General features: G+C 72.9%; 17 protein-coding genes. 3 read left to right on the top strand and 14 right to left on the bottom strand.

Going from position 1 to position 17,179, the window contains the following annotated elements; translation table 11 throughout:
• Positions 1-125: 125 nt before the first annotated feature.
• A complete protein-coding gene (locus AB8O64_RS07785; RefSeq protein WP_130876945.1) occupies positions 126-983 on the top strand; it encodes a 3-hydroxybutyryl-CoA dehydrogenase in 858 nt (285 codons plus the stop codon).
• 175 nt (positions 984-1,158) lie between these two features.
• Entirely contained in the window at positions 1,159-1,416 is a 258-nt protein-coding gene (locus tag AB8O64_RS07790; protein ID WP_130876946.1) for a hypothetical protein, read from the top strand.
• Between the two features lie 38 nt (positions 1,417-1,454).
• Here AB8O64_RS07790 and AB8O64_RS07795 read toward each other — a convergent pair whose 3' ends face one another.
• The 10 genes from AB8O64_RS07795 to infC form a co-directional block, all read right to left on the bottom strand.
• Complete coding sequence (locus AB8O64_RS07795; protein ID WP_130876947.1) at positions 1,455-1,985, bottom strand: NUDIX hydrolase; 531 nt, start codon at positions 1,983-1,985, stop codon at positions 1,455-1,457.
• Positions 1,986-2,031: 46 nt separating this feature from the next.
• Positions 2,032-3,369, bottom strand: coding sequence for a tetratricopeptide repeat protein (locus AB8O64_RS07800; RefSeq protein WP_370418524.1), 1,338 nt, complete (start codon positions 3,367-3,369; stop codon positions 2,032-2,034).
• Between the two features lie 127 nt (positions 3,370-3,496).
• Positions 3,497-4,705: a PP2C family protein-serine/threonine phosphatase gene (locus tag AB8O64_RS07805; RefSeq protein WP_370418525.1), complete on the bottom strand. Its 1,209-nt coding sequence runs from the start codon at positions 4,703-4,705 to the stop codon at positions 3,497-3,499.
• Positions 4,706-4,930: 225 nt separating this feature from the next.
• A complete protein-coding gene (gene pheT / locus AB8O64_RS07810; RefSeq protein WP_370418526.1) occupies positions 4,931-7,459 on the bottom strand; it encodes a phenylalanine--tRNA ligase subunit beta in 2,529 nt (842 codons plus the stop codon).
• Positions 7,459-8,580, bottom strand: coding sequence for a phenylalanine--tRNA ligase subunit alpha (pheS, locus tag AB8O64_RS07815; RefSeq protein WP_184733637.1), 1,122 nt, complete (start codon positions 8,578-8,580; stop codon positions 7,459-7,461). The genes pheT and pheS overlap by 1 nt, the downstream gene beginning before the upstream one ends.
• Positions 8,581-8,718: 138 nt before the next feature.
• Positions 8,719-9,768: an ATP-binding protein gene (locus tag AB8O64_RS07820; protein WP_365215185.1), complete on the bottom strand. Its 1,050-nt coding sequence runs from the start codon at positions 9,766-9,768 to the stop codon at positions 8,719-8,721.
• A gap of 135 nt (positions 9,769-9,903) precedes the next feature.
• Complete coding sequence (locus AB8O64_RS07825) at positions 9,904-10,755, bottom strand: RNA methyltransferase (protein ID WP_130876953.1); 852 nt, start codon at positions 10,753-10,755, stop codon at positions 9,904-9,906.
• A gap of 135 nt (positions 10,756-10,890) precedes the next feature.
• Complete coding sequence (gene rplT / locus AB8O64_RS07830; protein ID WP_102921913.1) at positions 10,891-11,277, bottom strand: 50S ribosomal protein L20; 387 nt, start codon at positions 11,275-11,277, stop codon at positions 10,891-10,893.
• Between the two features lie 101 nt (positions 11,278-11,378).
• Positions 11,379-11,573, bottom strand: coding sequence for a 50S ribosomal protein L35 (gene rpmI / locus AB8O64_RS07835; RefSeq protein ID WP_071964711.1), 195 nt, complete (start codon positions 11,571-11,573; stop codon positions 11,379-11,381).
• Positions 11,574-11,703: 130 nt separating this feature from the next.
• Positions 11,704-12,366: a translation initiation factor IF-3 gene (gene infC, locus AB8O64_RS07840; protein WP_130877080.1), complete on the bottom strand. Its 663-nt coding sequence runs from the start codon at positions 12,364-12,366 to the stop codon at positions 11,704-11,706.
• A 437-nt stretch (positions 12,367-12,803) separates the two neighbouring features.
• Between infC and AB8O64_RS07845 the strand changes: the two genes are divergently transcribed.
• Complete coding sequence (locus tag AB8O64_RS07845) at positions 12,804-13,196, top strand: DUF1844 domain-containing protein (RefSeq protein ID WP_370418527.1); 393 nt, start codon at positions 12,804-12,806, stop codon at positions 13,194-13,196.
• Between the two features lie 25 nt (positions 13,197-13,221).
• Here the strand turns inward: AB8O64_RS07845 and AB8O64_RS07850 are convergent, their stop codons facing one another.
• The 4 genes from AB8O64_RS07850 to AB8O64_RS07865 all read right to left on the bottom strand — a co-directional run bounded on the left by AB8O64_RS07850 (position 13,222) and on the right by AB8O64_RS07865 (position 17,155).
• Positions 13,222-13,953 (bottom strand): MIP family channel protein, encoded by a 732-nt coding sequence (locus tag AB8O64_RS07850; RefSeq protein WP_365378743.1) that lies wholly within the window; start codon positions 13,951-13,953, stop codon positions 13,222-13,224.
• Between the two features lie 219 nt (positions 13,954-14,172).
• Positions 14,173-14,916, bottom strand: coding sequence for an SseB family protein (locus AB8O64_RS07855; RefSeq protein WP_370418528.1), 744 nt, complete (start codon positions 14,914-14,916; stop codon positions 14,173-14,175).
• Between the two features lie 170 nt (positions 14,917-15,086).
• Positions 15,087-16,259, bottom strand: a complete 1,173-nt coding sequence (gene mycP / locus AB8O64_RS07860; RefSeq protein ID WP_370418529.1) for a type VII secretion-associated serine protease mycosin — start codon at positions 16,257-16,259, stop codon at positions 15,087-15,089.
• Positions 16,256-17,155, bottom strand: coding sequence for a hypothetical protein (locus tag AB8O64_RS07865; RefSeq protein ID WP_370418530.1), 900 nt, complete (start codon positions 17,153-17,155; stop codon positions 16,256-16,258). The genes mycP and AB8O64_RS07865 overlap by 4 nt, the downstream gene beginning before the upstream one ends.
• Between the last annotated feature and the right edge of the window lie 24 nt (positions 17,156-17,179).

The raw sequence follows: 17,179 nt of genomic DNA on the forward strand, positions 1-17,179 counted from the left end.
CCTGTCGCGGAGTAACGTCTGGACCGAGGCGGGAGCCGGGGGTCTCCACACCGACACGATCGGTGGGAGGACAAGCTCCTCGCCGGTCGACCAAGATCAGCGAAAGGCACGATGTGACGGACTCAGTGGCCGACGTGACACGCGTCGGAGTGGTGGGCTGCGGTCAGATGGGCGCGGGCATCGCGGAGGTGTGTGCCCGTTCCGGCCTGGACGTCAAGGTCGCGGAGACCACCGGTGAGGCCCTGGAGCTCGGCCGCACCCGTCTGACCAACTCCCTCGGCAAGGCCGCCGAACGCGGCAAGATCACCGAGGAGGAGCGCGACGCGACCCTGGCACGGCTGAGCTTCACCACCGACCTGGGCGAGTTCGCCGACCGCGACCTGGTCATCGAGGCGGTCGTCGAGAACGAGCAGGTCAAGACCGAGATCTTCCAGGTGCTCGACCAGGTGGTCACCCGCCCGGACGCGATCCTGGCCTCCAACACCTCCTCCATCCCGCTGGTGAAGCTGGCCGTCGCGACCTCGCGGCCCGACCAGGTCATCGGCATCCACTTCTTCAACCCGGCCCCGGTGCAGCAGCTCGTCGAGCTGATCCCGGCGCTGACCACCGGCGAGGAGACGATCAAGCGCGCCGAGGCGCTGGTCGGCAAGATCCTGGGCAAGCACGCCATCCGCGCCCAGGACCGTTCCGGCTTCGTCGTGAACGCGCTGCTGATTCCGTATCTGCTCTCCGCGATCCGCATGTTCGAGTCCGGCATCGCCAGCCGCGAGGACATCGACAACGGCATGGAGCTGGGCTGCGCGCACCCCATGGGTCCGCTCAAGCTCTCCGACCTGATCGGTCTGGACACCGTCGCCTCCGTCGCCGACAGCATGTACCAGGAGTACAAGGAGCCGCTGTACGCCGCTCCCCCGCTGCTCCAGCGCATGGTCGACGCGGGCCGGCTGGGCCGCAAGACCGGCTCGGGCTTCTACTCGTACTGAGCCGTACCGAGCCCGCCCGTCGCGCCATGTCACCGCCGCACACCCCGTGTTCACACGGGGTGTGCGGCGGTGACTCGCATATACCCTCCGCACACGCTCCCGCCCCGCCTGTCCACGCGGTTGACTCACCTCGTCGGACACCACCTGGCAGAGCCCTCCGGAAGGGGAACGGACCGTGACCAGCCATCCCGAGCACGCCGTCAAGTCGGCCGAGCTCGCGGAATTACGTCGTAGCCTCGATGTCGGGGTCGCCCGCATCGACGGCCACCTCGCCCTCCTCACCCAGCGCAGCGATCAGTCGGAACGCGAGATCAACGAGATGACGGGCCGGGTACGGGCCCTGGAACACGGCAGGTGGCCGCTGCCGTCACTTGCCGCGCTCACCGGCCTCGCCGCCCTGGGGGTCGCCGTCTGGCAGGCGGCCGGCCGGTGAGCGCGGGACGCTCCCGGCCCGCGGTGCGGGCCCGGCGGTCAGCCGAGCCGCAGATGGTGCAGCAGCAGTAGCGCGGCCGCCATGTTGGCGGCCGGGACCTCACCGCGGGTGATCATGTCGGGCACCAGCTTGAGCGGCACCCACTCCCGGCGGTCCGACTCGAAGCCGTCCTCCGGATCACCGAGGTACTCGGCCTCGTCCGTCCAGTAGATGTGATGCCGGGCGTCGGTGAGACCGTTGGACGGTTCCACTGTCATCAGGTGCCGCAGGGGGCCCGGCCGCCATCCGGTCTCCTCCTCCATCTCACGGGCCGCGGCTCGGGCGATGTCCTCGCCGTCCTCCACGACCCCGGCGGCCAGCTCCCAGCCCCAGTTGTCGGTGATGAAACGGTGCCGCCACAGGAGCAGAACCTCGTTCGCCTCATTGACCACCGTGGCCACGGCGACGGGCCGCAGCCGGATCAGGAAGTGGTCGAGGTGGCGGCCGTCGGGGAGTTCGACGTCCGCGAGATTGACCCGGAACCACCGGTTCTCGTAGACGCTCCGCTCGCTGAGATTCTTCCAACGCACGTGTATGCCACCTTCCGCCGAGGTGGCCACCTCCCGGGCGCTGTCCTCACAAGGGCACGCGCAGCGCCCCGTCGATCATCTCGGCGGCCTCGGCCGTGGCCGCGCACCCACTTTCGATCAGGTGCTCGCGCACCGCTCGGAGCCGGTCCCGTAACCGCTGCGATTCCATGCCTCTCGCCTGCTCGGTCATCTCCCGCGCGGTGGCCACCGCCTTGTCCGCGTCTCCTTGACGCAGCTCGATGTGCGTGAGCATGGCGAGCCGGTGGACACGGCCCCGGTCGTGCGCGGGGGTGTCGACCGCCCGGTCCGCGTGCTCACGGGCGGGTCCGAGGTCACCGAGGCTGAGCAGCGCCTCGGCGACCTGCACGTTCACCAGTCCGGGCTGTACGTAGCCGGTCTCGGCGGGCTCCTGGCCGCGGTGGATGCGCTCGGCGGCGGTCTCGGCGCGGCGGATGCAGGCGAGTGCCCCGCCGCCGTCGCCGAGCCGGGCATAGGCCTTGGCCTGCATGGCGTAGAGGTCGGCGGCGAGCGCCGGGGTGAGGTTCGCGCCCGCCGCCCGCAGCGCGGACTCGGCGAAGGCCACCGCCTGCCGGTACTCCCCCATGAACAGCGACTGGTTGACGAGAAGGGCTATGACGTACGCGCCGAGCCCGCGGTCCCCGCTGGCCTTGGCGAGCCGCAGCGCCTGGTGGAAATAGCGCTGGGCCAGTCCGTGCGCGTCGGAGTCGTACGCGCAGATCCCGGCGACCGCGACCAGGCCCCCGGTGGCGCGGTGCAGCTGACGCCCCGTCTCATCGGGGTAGCTGCCGCGCAGCAGGGGCGCGGCCTCGGAGTTGAGGAAGCCGACGACCCGGGCGCGGGTCGCGATGCCGCCCGCCTTGCGGTACATCTGCTCGTAGTGCGCGCGGGCCGCGCGCAGCATCTCGATGTCGTCCATGGACACCCGGGTCAGACCGCGCCGCGAGACGTCGGCGTCCTCGGGCGGATTCTCCCACTCCCAGACCGGGATCACGGCGGGGGTGCCGGTCACCGCCGGGGCGCTGACGACGTGCTCGCGCTGCTGCTCGTCGGACCGCCACAGCGCGGTGGCCCGTTCGACGAAACCGGAGAGCGGGGTGCCCGGCACCCTCGGGCTGCCGGGGGTGCCGAGGCCGATGTCGTCGAGGGTCAGCGCGCGGTGCAGCCGCTCGCCGAGGACCTCGCAGATCAGGTCGGGCACCTGGCCACGCGGCCGCTGGCCGCGCAACCAGCGGGCGACGGCGGTGTGTTCGTAGCGCAACGCCAGTCCACGGGCGCGGCCGGCCGCGTTGACATGGGCGGCCAGGCCCGCGTGGGAGATCCCCGCCTCGTCGAGAATGGCGTCGAGCAGAGTGTTGGGCTCCATCCTGCCCTCCGGAAACGCTCGGTGGGATCAGCGTAAGGGAGATCCCTTCGCACGGGGTGTGAACGGGCCACCGCCGAGCGTGGCCGCCGGGCGGCTCTTTCCGGCCGCCGGGAGCCGCCGGGAGAGGTCAGGACCGGGGCCGGCAGACGCGCGCGAGATCGGCGTGGGGCGTGCGCACCGGGATGCGCTGGCGGTCGTCCCGCAGGGCCAACAGGGCGACGTCGTCGGTCAGCAGGCCTCCGGTGTGCCGCAGCAGCGCGCCACGGACGTGCTCGACGACCGTGGCGGGCACGATGGGCACACCGTGCGCCGCCTCGGCCAGGGCGCTCTCCAGCGGGAAGAACGCCCCCGCCGCGTTCCGCGCGTCCTCGGCGCCGTCGGTGTGCAGCACCAGGGCGTCGCCGGGCAGCAGCCGGGGCAGCCGCAGGACGGGCACCTCGGCCGGCAGCGGGAAGGCCCCCAGCGGCGGCAGCGGCTCCCCGGGGGTCACCGCGACGGCCCGCGCACCGCCGTCGGCCGTGCCGCGGAGCCGATACGGCCAGGGATGCCCGCAGTTGAGCACCGCGACCTCGCCGTCGGCCCGCAGCTCCAGCAGCAGCACGGTGACGAACTCCTCGGCGCAGGACCGCTCCCGCTCGTCCTCCTGCTTCGGCGGCGGTGTCCGGGGCTCGGCACCCGCCCGCTGACCCAGGTGCCGCTGCAGGGCACGCTCCAACCGCCGCAGCACGCCCGGCAGTTCCACCTCGTCGTGGGCGGCCTCGCGGAAGCTGCCGAGCACGGCGGCGACGGTGCCGATCGCACCGAGTCCGTGGCCGCGGACGTCGCCCATCACGATGCGCACCCCGTGCGGGGTGGCGAGCGCCTCGTACAGATCGCCGCCGACCAGGGCCCCTTCGCTCGCCGACAGATGCCCGCCCGCGACGGTGATCCCGTCGATCCGGGGCGGCAGGGGACGCAACAGGGCCTGCTGCGCGGTGGCGGCGATCTCGCGCAGCCGCTCCAGCTCGCGCAGCATCCGCAGTCTGCGGCCCGTGGTGAAGTAGCCGGCCACGACGACGGCGAGGATCGCGCAGCAGGTGCCCGCACGGCCCACCGGGTCCGCGTGACCGGACGAACCGAGGGGGACGAGCGCGAAGAGCGCGCAGCCGCCGCCGAGCACCACGCACTGACGGCGCCCGCTGCCGGCGCAGGCGATGGCGGGCGCGGCGGCGAGCAGTTGAATGAAGGGGGTGCCCCTCGGGCTCAGGAGTTCCCAGACCACCACCCCGAGCACCCACAGTCCGGGCAGCGCGAACACCAGACCCCGCCAGCACCGCCCCACCCCTGTACGAATCATGCCCAGCGGCCCCCCTAGCAGCAATGACGCGCTCGATTCTCGCGAGCACTCACGCCGAAGTAACGACCAGAACGTCCATTTCCACCCTATTGAGTGATATTCGGAACGTGGGTCAGACATATGCCCATAGACGAGGGGCGCACCCGGAGATCCGGATGCGCCCCTGCGCTGTGTGCATACGGCCGCCGGCCAGACAGCACCAGGCGGCGGGCCGTGCCCTCGGTGTTACGCGCCGCGCAGGGCGGCTCCCGTGCGCTCGACGGCCGCGGCGACCGCGGCGTCGCGGGCGGCCGTGGCCTCCTCGGCGGTCAGCGTGCGGTCGGCGGCACGGAAGCGCAGCGCGTAGGCCAGCGACTTCTTGCCCGCACCGAGCTGTTCGCCGGTGAAGACGTCGAACAGGCGCAGCGACTCGAGGAGTTCGCCCGCACCGGACCGCAGCGCGGCCTCGACGTCGGCCGCGGGGACCGAGGCGTCCACGACGAGCGCCACGTCCTGGGTCGCCACCGGGAAGGTGGACACGTGCGGGGCCCGCGCGACACCGCTGCCCGCCCGCTCCAGCAGATCGAGCTCGAGCTCCATCGCGCAGGTGCGCTCCGGCAGGCCGAACGCCTTGGTCACGCGCGGGTGCAGCTCGCCGGCGCTGCCGACGAACACCTCCGCGCCGTCGACCACCGCGAAGAAGGCGGCGCACCGGCCGGGGTGGAACGGCGCCCGCTGGTCCTGGCGGACGAGCAGCTCGGCACCGGCCTCACGGGCGACCGTGCGGGCCGCCTCGACGGCATCCGCCCAGCCCGACGGACGGCCTTGGCCCCACCAGCCGGGCAGCTCGCGCGCCCCGGCGAGGACGGCGGCCACGTGCCGCGGCTGCCGGGGCAGCGCGGCGTCGAGGCCGGCGATCTCCTCGTCGGTCGGGCGGCGGTCGACCGGCAGCCGGACCGAGCGACGCTCGTCACCGGTCGGCTGGAAGACCAGGCCCGTCTCGAAGAGCGCGAGGTCGCGCTCACCGCGGCCGTCGTTGCGGCGCAGGGCGCCGAAGAGCCCCGGCAGCAGCGTGGTGCGCAGCGCCGGCTCGGTGTCGGCGAGGGGGTTGACCAGGCGCACCACCGAGCGGCGCGCGTCGTCGGCCTCCAGGCCGAGGTGATCGAGGGCCTCTTCCCCGATGAAGGGGTAGTTGGGCGCCTCGACGAAGCCCGCGCCGGCGAGCGCGCGGCCGACCCGGCGGTGCAGACGCTGCCGCTCGGTCAGACCGCGCCCGGCGGGGGGCTGCGGCAGGGTGGAGGGCAGGTTCTCGTAGCCCTCCAGGCGGATGACCTCTTCGGCCAGGTCGTTGGGGTCGGTGAGGTCCGGCCGCCAGCTGGGCACGGTGACGATCAGCTCGTCCTGCCCGTAGACGTCGCAGCCGACCTCCTGGAGGCGGCGGACGACGGTCTCCCGGCCGTACTCGACACCGGCCACCCGGTCGGGGTGGTCGGCGCTGATCGAGATGGTGCGGGGCCCACTGGGCGCGACGATCTCGGTGACACCGGCCTCGGCACTGCCGCCCGCCAGCAGGACCATCAGGTCCACGGTCCGCTGGGCCGCCGCGGACGCGGCGTTCGGGTCGACGCCGCGCTCGAAGCGCTTGGACGCCTCGGAGGACAGCTTGTGACGGCGGGCCGTGCGCGCGATGGAGACGGCGTCGAAGTGCGCCGCCTCGATGATGATCTCGGTGGTGCCGCTGACCGCGCCCGTCTCGGGGTCGGCCGTGGCGTCCGCGATCTCGGTGTTGGCCCCGCCCATGACGCCCGCGAGCCCGATCGGCCCGTTGTTGTCGGTGATGACGAGGTCCTCGGCGTCCAGCACGCGCTTGGTGCCGTCGAGGGTGACGAGCTTCTCGCCCTGCTCGGCGCGGCGCACACCGATCGGCCCGTCGATGCGGGACCGGTCGTAGGCGTGCAGCGGCTGGCCCAGCTCGAGCATCACGTAGTTCGTGACGTCGACGGCCAGCGAGACCGGGCGCATGCCCGCCTTCTGCAGCCGGCGGCGGAGCCAGATCGGCGAGTGCGCCTCGGGGTCGAGGCCGGTGACCGTGCGGGCGGTGAAGCGGTCGCAGCCGGCCGGGTCGGCGACCTTGACCATGTAGCCGTAGCTGTTGGGCGCGGGCACGTCCAGCAGGGCCGGGTCGCGCAGCGGCAGCCCGTAGGCGGTCGCGGCCTCGCGGGCCACGCCGCGCATCGACAGGCAGTAGCCCCGGTCGGGGGTGACGGCGATGTCGAGGACCTCGTCGACGAGCTCGAGCAGCTCGATGGCGTCGGTGCCCACCTCGTGCTCCGGCGGCAGGACGATGATGCCGCCCGTGCCGTCGTCGCCCATGCCCAGCTCGTCACCCGAGCAGATCATGCCGTGGGAGGTGCGGCCGTAGGTCTTGCGCGCGGCGATCGCGAAGTCGCCGGGCAGCACGGCGCCGGGGAGCACCACGACGACCTTGTCGCCGACGGAGAAGTTGCGCGCGCCGCAGACGATCTCCTGCGGCTCGCCCGTGCCGTTGGCCTGACCGACATCGACCGTGCAGAAGCGGATGGGCTTACGGAAGCCCTCCAGCTCCTCGATCGTGAGGACCTTGCCGACGACCAGGGGGCCCTTGAGGCCGGCGCCGAGCTGCTCGACACGCTCGACCTCGAGGCCGGCGGCGACGAGTTTGGCCTGTACGTCGCGACCGGTCTCACCGGCCGGCAGGTCGACGTATTCCCGCAGCCAAGAAAGCGGGACCCGCATCAGATCTCCATCCCGAACGGCCGGGTGAAGCGCACGTCACCCTCGACCATGTCTCGCATGTCTTCGACGTTGTGGCGGAACATGAGCATGCGCTCGATGCCGAACCCGAAGGCGAATCCGCTGTACTTCTCCGGGTCGATGCCCGCGGCGACCAGCACGCGCGGGTTGACCATGCCGCAGCCGCCCAGCTCGATCCAGCCCTCGCTGGAGCAGGTGCGGCAGGGGCGGTCGGGGTTGCCGACCGACTCGCCGCGGCACACGTAGCACCGCATGTCCATCTCGGCGGACGGCTCGGTGAACGGGAAGTAGTTCGGCCGCAGCCGGGTGGTCACACCGGCCCCGAAGAGCGCCTGGACCATGTGGTCCAGGGTGCCCTTGAGGTCCGCCATGGTCAGGCCCTCGTCGATGGCGAGCAGCTCGACCTGGTGGAAGACCGGGGTGTGCGTGGCGTCCAGCTCGTCGGTGCGGTAGACGCGGCCCGGACAGATCACGTAGATGGGCGGCTCACGGTCGAGCATGCTGCGGACCTGCACCGGGGAGGTGTGGGTGCGCAGCACGACGCCGGAGTCGGCCTTGCCGTCGCCGTCCTGGACGAAGAAGGTGTCCTGCATGGCGCGGGCCGGGTGGTCCGGCTCGAAGTTCAGGGCGTCGAAGTTGAACCACTCGGCCTCGACCTCGGGGCCCTCGGCGACCTCGTAGCCCATCGCGACGAAGACGTCCTCGATGCGCTCGGAGAGCGTGGTCAGCGGGTGCCGGGCGCCGGTGGGGACGCGGTCGTACGCCAGGGTGACGTCGACGGCCTCCTCGACCAGCACACGGGCGTCGCGCTCCGCCTCCAGCTCCACCTGGCGGGCGGCGAGGGCCTTGCTGACGGCGCCGCGGGCCATGCCCACGCGCTTGCCGGCCTCGGCCTTGGCCTGCGGCGGGAGCGCGCCGATCTCGCGGTTGGCGAGGGACAGCGGCGACGCGGGACCGGTGTGCGCGATCTTCGCCTCGTGGAGGGCCTCGAGGTCGCCGGCGGCGGCGAAGGCGGCGAGCGCCTCGTCCCGCATCCGCTCGATCTCTTCCGGTTTCAGTGCCTCGACCTCGACAGGGTCGTACGACTTATTGGGTGCGGACATCTCTTCCCGTGCTTCCGATTGGCTGGCTTCGCTTCGCTGCGCGGCTTTGCCCGACTGAGTTGGTGCCAAGGTCGTGCCAAAGGTGCCAAAGGTCGAGTCTAAAGGGCGCGGATGGTCGGGTGGGCCCGCGGGCCGCGCTCAGGCCTGGGTCAGGAAGGCCGGGGCGCCCACGGGCAGGGTAAATCGGAACTGCGCGCCACCGTGCGGGGTGCGTCCCACGGTGATCGTCCCGCCGTGCGCCTCGACGATGCCCTTGACGATGTAGAGGCCCAGGCCGGTGCCGCCGCGCTTGCTGCCCCGCCAGAAGCGGGTGAAGACACGGCCCATCGACTCCTCGGGGATGCCGGGGCCCTCATCGCTCACGGTGACCGCCGTTCCCTCCGTGTGGGCCTTCATCCGGGCCGGTGCGACCTCTATGGTGACCGTTCCCTCGCCGTGGCGCACCGCGTTTTCCAGCAGGTTGCCCAGCACCTGGTCGATCTTGTCCGGATCGGCCCAGAGCGCGGGCAGCGGCTCCACGACCCTGACCCGGAACCGCTCGGCGCGCTGTCCGGCCGCGGTGTGGGCCTGGACGTGCCGGCGGACGGCGCCGACGATGTCGACGGGCTGGCGGCGCACCTCCAGCCGCCCGGAGTCGATCCGGGAGATGTCGAGCAGCTCGGCGATGAGCCGGTTGACCCGGTCGGCGTCGGCGTCGACGGTCTCCAGCATCAGTCGCTTCTGGTCGTCGGTGAAGCGCTCCCACTTCGCCAGCAGGGTCGCGGTGAAGCCCTTGACGGAGGTCAGCGGCGAGCGCAGCTCGTGGGCGACGGTGGCGATCAGCTCGGCGTGGCTGCGCTCGGTGCGCCGACGGGCCTCGGTGCCGCGCAGCTGGACGACAAGCCGGATCACGGGCCCGTTCGGCCGCTCGCGGACGTACCGGGCGGAGACGAGCACCTCGCGGCCGCCGGGGAGCAGCAGCTTGCGCTCCGGCTGGCCGACCCGGGTGGTGAGCCCGCCGTACGGATCGGTCAGGGTCCACCAGCGGCGGCCGTCCAGATCCTCCAGCGGCAGGGCCCGCTCCAGCGGCCGGCCCAGCGCGTCACCGGGCCGTACGGCCGTGATGCGGGCCGCGGCGGCGTTGAAACAGGTGACCCGGCCGGTGTCGTCGGCGACGACCAGGCCGTCCGGCAGGTCGTCGGGGTGCAACCCGAGCCCGCCCGCGCCGGTGACCGGCGTCCCATGGGAACCGTGGGAGGCGTCCGGACAGGTGTCGGCCACTCTCCCGGAAGTCCTGACGTTCACCACCCGCACCCCCTCCCGAGCCCCCGGACCGCAACCCTACTAGCTGGAGGTCACGGAGCGGCACCCTCCGGCTGCACGCTGCGCACGGGCGGAGGCATACAGGCACACGGCGGCGGCCGTCGCGAGGTTCAGACTCTCGGCCTTGCCGTGGATCGGCACCCGTACGACCGCGTCGGCGAGCGCCCGGGTCTCCTCCGGCAGGCCCCATGCCTCGTTGCCGAAGATCCAGGCGGTGGGGGTGCCCATCGCGCCCCGGTCCAGCTCGGCGTCGAGGTCGACGCCCGCGCCGTCGGCGGCCAGCACCCGGACCCCGGCGTCCCGCAGCCCGCGCGCGGCCTGCTCGACGGGGACCCCGACGGCGACCGGCAGATGGAACAGGGAGCCCACGGAGGCGCGTACGGACTTCGGGTTGTACAGGTCCACCGAGGCGTCGGTGAGCACCACGGCGTCCGCGCCCGCGGCGTCGGCGCAGCGCAGGACCGTACCGGCGTTGCCGGGGTCGCGGACGTGCGCGAGGACGGCGATCAGCTTGGGGCGGGCGGCGAGGATCTCCTCGAAGGGCGAGTCGAGGAAGCGGCAGACGCCGACCAGGCCCTGGGGGGTGACCGTCTGCGAGAGCTCGGCGATCACGTCGTCCTCGGCGTAGTGCACCCGGACCCCGGCGGCCAGGGCCGCCTCGACGATCTCGGCGTGCCGCTCGGCGGCCTCGACGGTCGCGAACAGCTCGATGAGGGTGGGCTCGCCGCCGCTGCGGTGCTCGATCGCCTCGCGGACCGCCTGGGGGCCCTCGGCGATGAACCGTCGCTCCTTGACCCGGAAATTGCGCTTGGCCAGCCGGCGGGCGGCGATGACGCGGGGAGAGCGCGGGGAGATCAGCTCGGGGGTGCCCATGGGCGGCGGCTCACTTCGTGGTCACGGGGAGAAGGAGGACAGAAGGCAGGAAGGCGAGGAAGGCGACGGCACAAAAACGATGGACCCGCAGGCCGCGGGGGCCTGCGGGTCCGATCGACTGCCTGGGGCGCCGGATCAGGCGGCGGCCTTCGGGGCGTTGACGTCGGCCGGCAGAGCCTTCTGCGCGACCTCGACGAGCGCGGCGAACGCGTTCATGTCGTTGACCGCGAGCTCGGCCAGGATCTTGCGGTCCACCTCGATGTTGGCGGCCTTCAGACCCTGGATGAGGCGGTTGTACGTCATGCCGTTCTGGCGGGCAGCGGCGTTGATGCGCTGGATCCACAGCTGACGGAAGTCGCCCTTGCGCTTCTTGCGGTCGTTGTAGTTGTAGACCAGGGAGTGGGTGACCTGCTCCTTGGCCTTGCGGTACAGGCGCGACCGCTGGCCGCGGTAGCCCTTGGCCGCCTCGAGGATCGCCCGGCGCTTCTTGTGGGCGTTGACTGCCCGCTTGACGCGTGCCACTTGTTAACTCCTTGTAGCGGGGCCGCGGTGGATTCTCACGCGGCCCGAATTCGATTGGGTCCCGGTCCGACGCGCACCCCGGGCGAGCGGGGTGCGAAACGTCACTTGCCGAGAAGCTTCTTGATCTTCTTGGCGTCGCCCGGGGCCATCTCGGCGTTGCCGGTGAGGCGACGCGTCAGCTTGGACGACTTGTGCTCGAGCAGGTGGCGCTTGCCGGCGCGCTCGCGCATGACCTTGCCGGAGCCAGTGATCTTGAAGCGCTTGCTGGCACCGGAGTGCGTCTTGTTCTTCGGCATGCGCCGTATCTCCTCGTCGGTGGCACTCCCCCGGGCCCGGGAAACGGGCGCACGGAAGCGTCAGCTTGGTTCGGTTGGTGCCCGGGGCGGTGCCCCGGGCCGGGTAATCCAGGGCCGCGGGGCCCCTGGATCACGCCTCTGCAGGCTCCTCGGCGGACTGCTCCTGCTCGGCGGGCTGCTCCTGCTCGGCGGAGGCACCCTGGCGCTCCGCCTTGCGAGCGGCCTGCGCCTCGCGGGCTTCGGCCATCGCCTCGGTCTTCTTCTTGTGAGGACCGAGAACCATGATCATGTTTCGGCCGTCCTGCTTCGGGTTCGACTCGACGAAACCGAGGTCCTGGACGTCCTCCGCCAGCCGCTGCAGCAGTCGGTAGCCCAGCTCGGGGCGGGACTGCTCGCGACCACGGAACATGATCGTGATCTTGACCTTGTCGCCCTGCTTGAGGAACCGGACGACGTGACCCTTCTTGGTGTCATAGTCGTGCGGGTCGATCTTCGGCCGGAGCTTCATCTCCTTGATGACCGTGTGCGCCTGGTTCTTGCGCGCCTCACGGGCCTTCATGGCCGACTCGTACTTGAACTTGCCGTAGTCCATGAGCTTGCAGACCGGCGGCCTGGCGGAAGCGGCAACCTCGACCAGGTCGAGGTCGTACTCCTGCGCGAGCTCAAGGGCCTTGGCGAGCGGCACAATGCCCACCTGCTCGCCGCTCGGACCGACGAGTCGCACCTCGGGGACGCGAATCCGGTCGTTGATGCGGGGCTCGGTGCTGATGGGGCCTCCTAGGTAGCACCACACGGTTGTCTGGCGGACAGCCGCGTAACGTCTGTTCGGGATGACCCCCGCGTCGTGCTCGTGACGCAAAAAACGCCCCGGACGGGACACAGGCGGGGGCTCCTCAAACACCGGGAGCACCACCGCGGTCAACCGCGAGGCGCAACAGCGATTCCACATCGTCCGTACGGAACGATGGGCGTCGCCTGACCGGAGACCTGCCGACCCGGGGGCCGTGCGAGGTGGGAGATCGGAGCCTCCACTTGTGGGCCGGGCACGCGAGTGTCCAGCCGGTCGATATCCAGCATAGCAGTGACCCGGCCCGGTCCCCACTCGGCCGGAGCCGGGCCCTAGGCTGGGCCCATCGGCCGGGACACATCGTCCGGCACGAGAAACGTCCGGCACCAGGACCCGTACGTCGATCCCGTACGAGCGGCCGGACCCGAAGCGGAAGAGCAACCATGAGCGACGCCACCCCCGAGTCCACCCCGTCGGCCCCGTCGGCCCCCTCCGACGAGGCGCCGGACTTCGACAGCATGACCCGTGACATCGCGGACGTGCCCGCGGTCGAGGTGATCACGACGGTCGCGGTGCACCTGATGAGCTCGGCGGCGGTCAACCTGGGCCTCGCCGAGGAGGGCGAGCACCACAAGGACCTGGACGAGGCCCGCAAGCTGATCACCGCCCTCGCCGGGCTGGTCACCGCCAGCGCCACCGAGGTCAGCAACTTCCACGCCGGACCGCTGCGCGACGGCCTGAAGTCGCTCCAGCTGGCCTTCCGTGAGGCCTCCGTCGTACCGGACGAGCCGGGCAAGGGCCCGGGCGAGCAGTACACCGGCCCGGTCTTCGGCTGAGCCCCCGTCCCCGGTCCCGGCGGCCTCAGGCCGCCGGGCGGGGCTCCGTGGAGAGCTCGTCCGCGAGATGGGCCGGACCCATGCGGGGATGGGTGATCCGGTGCGCGAAGGCCGCCAGCGCGGCCCCGATCAGCGGGGCGACGAGGAACAGCCACAGCTGGGAGAGCGCCCCGCCACCCGCGAAGAGAGCCGGACCCAGGCTGCGGGCCGGGTTCACGGACGTGCCGGTCAGCGGGATGCCCACCAGGTGGACCACGGCGAGCGCCAGACCGATGGGCAGCCCGTCGAAGCCCACGACGGCGACCTTGTGGGTCACCGACAGGACGACGAGGACCAGCAGGAAGGTCATCGCGACCTCCGCGAGGAACGCGCCGCCGGTGTTGAGGTGCACGGCCGACCGGTCGGCGAAGCCGTTGCTGCCGAAGGCGCCGTCCGTCTTCAGCCCCGGCACCTGCTTGGCCAGCAGGAACAGCAGCGCCGCCCCCACGATGCCGCCGAGCAGCTGCGCGATCCAGTACTCCAGCGCCGTCCGTCGGCTGATCCGCCCCTCCAGCAGCAGACCGAGCGTGACCGCCGGGTTGACGTGACAGCCCGATATGGGCCCCAGGGCGTACGCCAGGGCCAGAAGAGTGAATCCGAAGGCCAGCGCGATGCCGAGCACGCCGATGTAGTCGGCCGCGAGGACCGCGGATCCGACGGCGAAGAAGACCAGCAGCAGGGTCCCGAGGAATTCGGCCGCGACGGTCCGCTTCTGCACGGGGTCGAGCCGGTCGAGCCGTAGTGATCCCAGTTTCACGGCGTCCATGGCGTCCTCCCGGGGATCTCGTGGACTGTCCTCGCATTGTCGGACGGTCTCAGGCCGGGCGCCTGTTGGCTTCGGAGCGGGCGGGCACCAGAACCAGCCCGTCCGGCGATTGAGGACGCGCCCGCAGGGCGCACGCCGCCGCAGGCGGCACGCGGAGCAGCCCGCAGGGGATCAGCGGCTGAAGAGCGGTTCCCCCGGGACCGCCGCCCCGGGCGGCAGCAGGGCCAGGTCCAGCCCCTTGACGAGCCGGGCCCGCAGCACGTCGTCCGCCGCGAGGGCCTCCGCGACCTTCCGGACCACCTCGGCGGGTACGGCGCCGTCGGCCAGGGCGAGCGCCAGGGTGCCGTCGGCGTCCGCGGACGGCGCGAGGTGCGCGCGCAGCACGCCGGCCTCGGCGGCCAGCACGGACCGCAGGGCGTCGGTGACGGCCGGGTCGGCCGACGGGTCCGCGCTGTCCCGCCCCTCCGCCAGGGCCAGCAGGGCCGGGCCCGTCAGCTGGTACGGCACGGGCCCCGCGAGGTCCAGCACGATCGTGTCCGCCTTCTCGTGGGCGGCCGCCTGGAGCGCCTGGTGCAGGGGCACGGCCACGGGGCGCGCGTCCGCGCGCCAGCGGGCCAGGGTCTCGATGGAGGTGAACGCCGGCAGCGCCTTGCGCCCGTCCGGCGCCTGGAGCGTCGGCACGGCCATGTCGCTGGTCTTCTCGCGCCGCAGCCCGTCCGGCCCGGTCTCCACCTCACCGAGCACGGCGACCACCGGCACGAGCAGCCGTGCGGCTCGCAGGGCGCCAAGGACGCCGGCCTCGGCGTCGTCGGCGGAAGGATCGGCCGACCACGCGGCGAGCGCCGCCGCGAGGGCGGGGTCGGCGGAGCCGTTGTCGTCGGAGAAACCGGGGTCCGGGATGTTCTTTCGCTCCACGGTTTGAGCCTACCGGCCGGGGATGTGGGTCTCTGCGGGTCCCCCCGGGGGTTGGCGGGTGCGGCCGCGTTTCCCGCTGGCGCGGAGCCGTTGCCGCTGCGCGGGGCTGTTCAGGTGCGGTGTCGGGCCTCCCGTGGCACCGACCTGACAGCCCCGCGCAGCGGGTGACGTCACGACCGGCGGCGGCCACGCCAAAGCACAACCGCCGCGACGAGCAGCGCGACCCCCACCGTTCCCGCAGCCAAGGCCGGCACGGGGGCCCCGGTTTCGGAGGAGTCCGACGAGTGCGGGCCGGGCCCGAAGTACCGGCCCGTGTAGTCGCGTGCGATACGCGGCCCGCTCCCCGAGGGGCGCAGACGCGAACCCCGCGCAATCGCGGCCGCCGGGTCGACCAGCCCCGCGCCCAGCGCGTCCGAGCGGCCGCCGCGCGGGGTGTCCCGGGCTGTGGACGTGAGGAGCTCGCGGATCTGGGCCGGGCTCAGGCCCGGGTGCGCGGCGCGGACGAGGGCCACGGCGCCGGAGACGAACGCGGCGGCGGCGCTCGTGCCCCAGCCCTCGTAGTAGCGGCGGTCGGGGTCGGCGATGACGACGTCGACACCGGGCGCGCTGACGGTCGCGTACCAGCGGCGGGTGGAGAACGCGGCGCGGCTGCCGTAGCGGTCGACGGCGGCCACGGCGATCACCCCGGGGTAGGCGGCGGGGTAGGAGACGTGGTCGCCGTGCTCGCCGCCGTTGCCGGCGGAGGCGACGACGACGGCGCCCTTGCTCAGGGCGTACCGGACGGCGGCGTCCTCGCGGGGTTCGGGGTGGGCGGAGTCGCTGTCGTCGCCGAGGGACAGGTTGATCACGTCGGCGCCCTGGTCGGCGGCCCAGCGGATGCCGTCGGCGAGGGCGCCGCCGCGTGCGGTGCGGGCCCGGGGGCGGGCCGGGTCCTTGTCCTCCAGGATCACCCGGACCGGCAGGATCTTCGCTTCCGGGGCGATGCCGAGGACGCCGTCGGCGTTGTCGTCGCCGTGGCCGCGTCCGGCGATGATGCCCGCCATGGCGGTCCCGTGCCGGGCCCACGCCCGGTCGCCCCGCCGGGCGCCGAAGCCGACGAGGTCCTTGCCGGGCAGGACTTGGCCCTCGAGGTCGGGGTGTCCCTCGTCGACACCGGTGTCGAGGACCGCGACGGTGACCCCCGCGCCCTTGGTCGTCTTCCACGCGTCCTGGGTGCGCAGGGCGTCGAGGGCCCACTCCTGGGCCCGTATGGTGTCGGCCCCGGCGGGCCCCGCGGGCAGGGTGACGAGCGTGGCGGCGGCCAGCGCGATGGCGGCCCGGCGGACGCCGTCGCGCACCGTCATCGGTCGGTCTCCTGAGGTCGTGTCACGGCCTGTCGGACGCCTTGTTCCAGTCGGCCGGCGAGTGTGTTCGCGTCGTGGCCGAGGCCCGCCTGGGCGGGGGCGGTGGTCGCGTCGGGGCGGATGGCCTGTTCGGCCGGCTGGGGCGGGGTGCCCGTGCGGGCGTCGGCGAAGCCGGTCACGGCGTAGACGACGGCCGGGGCGTCGGTCAGGACCCTGATGCGCCAGCTGGCGCGCTGGGCGTCGCCGAAGCGCTCGGCGGCGGTGCCCTTCGGTGCGTACGGGCGGGGCATCAGATCCGGGCGCTCGCCGAGGCGTTCGCCGGTGAACCGCTTGCGCAGGGCGCGCATGCCGGTCGCGTCGGTGTCGGTGACGAGCAGGCCCACGGTGGTCACGCGGGTCGAGGTGGCGTCGGTGTACGCGGCCCGCAGCAACCGCTTGCAGCCGACGGGCGCCAATGCCCTGGCCAGCAGGGGATCGAAGGCGCCCCTGCAGTCGGCGTCGGCGGCGACGCCGATGCGGGTCCAGTGCCGGGCGGCTCCTCCGGGTCCGGCCATGGCGTCGTGCACGGTGCGGGGGAAGAGGGTGTCCACGGGCACGATCCGCCAGAGGTCGGCGCCGCGCGCGTAGGCGGTTTCGGCCGCGCCGCGCTCCCCCGGCGCGGTGAGCCAGGTGCCGGCGACGGCGCCGCCGATGAGGCCGAGGCCGAGGACCGCGCACGCGGCGGCCGCGGCGGTGCGCCCGGGGCGTCTGCGGGGGCCGCAGGGCTCGGTGCCGTCCGGCGGCGGCCCGGGGGCGCCCGGCCATGGCGGGGCCTGCCAGGCGTCCGGCGCCAGGGTGGGCAGGGGGGTCCGGGCGAGGGGCGCGGACGGCAGCATGGGGTCCGCTTCGGTGCTCAACTTGCGCTCCCCCTCGCGAGCCGG

It is taken from the genome of Streptomyces sp. QH1-20, assembly GCF_041283565.1.
Classification (GTDB): domain Bacteria; phylum Actinomycetota; class Actinomycetes; order Streptomycetales; family Streptomycetaceae; genus Streptomyces; species Streptomyces syringius.